The sequence below is a fragment of the uncultured Oscillibacter sp. genome (assembly GCF_910587525.1).
Lineage (GTDB): Bacteria > Bacillota > Clostridia > Oscillospirales > Oscillospiraceae > Oscillibacter.
Genome location: NZ_CAJULS010000263.1, coordinates 1 through 1,592 on the forward strand (window position 1 = coordinate 1; position 1,592 = coordinate 1,592).

The window sequence follows — 1,592 nt, forward strand, 5'->3', positions numbered from 1 at the left end:
TCCAGATCCCCGAGGAGCTCTTCCAGCGGATCAAGGCCCACCTGGAGCGGGAGACCCAGCGGACCGGCAGGAAGTACACTCAGCGGGAGTTCGTGCTGGGCCTGATCGAGGAGGCCCTGAACGAGGCCGAGCGGCGGGCCGCCGGGGAGGGAGGCCGGACAGGCCGCCGCCACTGAGGCCAGCGCCGGCTCCGGTGAGCCCTTCGAGTCCGAGGAGGAGGCCCTGCCCCCGGAGAAGCCCTGAACCGCCACAGCGGCCCCCACACGGGCCGTGTGAAGCCCCCGGTGATCCAACGCCAGCATCGCCGGGGACCTTTTTCGTTTCCAGCAGCTCAGACGCTGAAATTCAGCTGACGGTAGTAGCCGTCATAAATCCGGGAGATGGGCTTGTCCGCCACGACAGGCCGGTCCGGGCCGTAAAGCAGACTTCCCAGCTTATAGCTCACGCCATTGATGCAGACATTCTCCCCCGCGCTGTGGCTGCCAAACTTCGTCAGCCAGGCAAGGGCCTCCCGCACCGTGCAGCCCCGGCGGAGCTGCCCCTGCTCGTCCCACAGCGGATCATAATCCAGTCCCATTGCACAAAATCCTCCCATAATTTTTTACAATACCGCTAAATATTGTAGCTGGAAGCGGCAGGAAAAGCAATGACGAACCCGTAGAAAAAGAAGCGGTGATTTTGTGGAAGTTCAGCCTTGACAGCGCAAACGCCGCAGCCCCAAGAGAAAGCAGAGGTGCACCTTATGAACCAAGAAGAATTTGCCAGAAAACTCCATGCGCCTCCGCCGGAATTGGCGCAATTAGTGGAGGACTGTATGAGCGATCAGGAATTTCTCATCCACATAAACGCCCTCATTCCCTTCACCAGCGAAGAAGCCAACAGCAATCTGCTGGATTTTGCCAACAGCTTCTGGATTGAGCTGAAAGAGGACCTGTACCATACGTTTTCCTTCGTCGCCCACCACTTTACCCCGGAGGTGCTGCAAGGCGTGTATGACCTGAGCGGAGACGCAAACGGGGGGATGCTGCCGTGGGGATTGATCGGCGCGGCGATTTATTTGCAGACGAATACGCCTGTGCAGGAGATCCAGGAGGATGCGTGGGACCACTTCACCGTCTTCTCCACACCGGAGACGCCGAACACGCTCAGCGCTCTGGCCATCTGCACCGTGCGGGAGAACGGGCGCGCCACACGCTTCTATACCCGTCACTTCGGGCAGTTTGATCCCCTGAAGCTGCTGTACGGGGCGACGGCCCTCGCCATACGCGGCGGCAGCACTATAACGAAGGCGATACAGCAGATCGACTGCCATATGCGTGCGTCCGGCTTGGGGAGCGCCAGAGCTGTCTCCGGCCCGGAGTCCAAGATGACGGATAAGCTGTTTCAGCTGATGGGCTCCAGCCCCATTACCGCCGCCCATATCACCATAGATGTGGACAGCGGAAATGTCGTCACAAAGATGAACCCTTTGTGGGAGAAGCTGCGGGACGAGCTGAAGCCTGACCCGCCTGCACAACAGCAGAAGCACGACGGGAAAGAGCACTCTTCCAGACGAAATCATCAGCTGGAGAGATAAAGAGAAGCGGCGCTTT

General features: G+C 59.5%; 2 protein-coding genes. One reads left to right on the forward strand and one right to left on the reverse strand.

The window, feature by feature from the left end; all coding sequences use genetic code 11:
- Positions 1–331 precede the first annotated feature (331 nt).
- Positions 332–577 (reverse strand): hypothetical protein, encoded by a 246-nt coding sequence (locus QZ326_RS13280; protein ID WP_295746143.1) that lies wholly within the window; start codon positions 575–577, stop codon positions 332–334.
- 237 nt (positions 578–814) lie between these two features.
- Between QZ326_RS13280 and QZ326_RS13285 the strand changes: the two genes are divergently transcribed.
- Positions 815–1,576 (forward strand): hypothetical protein, encoded by a 762-nt coding sequence (locus tag QZ326_RS13285; RefSeq protein WP_295746145.1) that lies wholly within the window; start codon positions 815–817, stop codon positions 1,574–1,576.
- The last annotated feature ends 16 nt before the right edge of the window (positions 1,577–1,592 follow it).